We start from the raw sequence: 977 nt of genomic DNA on the forward strand, positions 1-977 counted from the left end.
TTATTGCGAAGTAATTGAGCATTTAGCTCTTCTCAAGAAAATTTCAGAGCCATTGGGTATTGGTTTTCTAGGCATTGGTGCTAGTCCAAAGTGGACATTAACTGAAACTCCACGAATGCCTAAGTCACGTTATCGGATTATGGCCAATTATATGCCAAAAGTTGGTCCTAGTGGTCTTGAGATGATGTATCGCACATCGACTGTTCAGGTTAACCTTGATTTTTCATCTGAAACGGATATGCGGCGAAAAATGCAAGTATCAATGAAGTTGCAGTCTATTGCGACAGCATTATTTGCCAGCTCACCTTTTACTGAAGGGCGACCGAATGGCTTTTTGTCTTGGCGTTCTGAAATTTGGTGCGATACTGATAATCAGAGGACTGGGGTCCTTCCCTTTATATTTTCTGAGCGCTTTGGTTTTGCGGATTACGTTGAATGGGCACTTGATGTCCCGATGTATTTCGTTGTGCGTGACGGTCGTTATTATGATTGTACACATATAACTTTTCGTCAGTTTATGAATGGAGCATTAAGAGGGCAGGTTGCAAATGCAACACCCAATATGGGAGATTGGATTAATCATCTATCGACTTTGTTTCCTGAAGTACGCTTAAAACGATTTTTGGAAATGAGAGGTGCTGATTGCGGTTCTTTGAAGCGTATTTGTGCGTTGTCGGCTTTTTGGGTTGGGATTCTTTATGATAGTGAAGCGCTTAATGAAGCAGAGGCTTTAACAAAAGATTGGTGTTTTGAAGAAGTTTTGGATATGCGCAGACATGTCCCTAAAGAAGGACTAAGAACCCCTTTTCGTCAGACCATAATTTTAGAAATAGCGCGTCAGGCTGTTGCTATTTCACGCAAGGGTTTAAAAAATCGCAGACAGTATGATGCATATGGTTTAGATGAGACAAATTTTCTGGTTCCCTTAGAAGAGGTGATTGCAATGGGACAAACAGATGCCGATAGGTTTTTGTCTC

The 977-nt window shown here is 41.1% G+C and carries 1 protein-coding gene; it reads left to right on the forward strand.

What is annotated here, in order from left to right:
• On the forward strand, window positions 1-977 hold a 977-nt coding region (locus ACFINO_RS10015; protein ID WP_375655669.1), incomplete at both ends, for a glutamate--cysteine ligase.

Origin of the sequence: Bartonella sp. AA83SXKL, assembly GCF_042196965.1 — a bacterium.
Lineage (GTDB): Bacteria > Pseudomonadota > Alphaproteobacteria > Rhizobiales > Rhizobiaceae > Bartonella.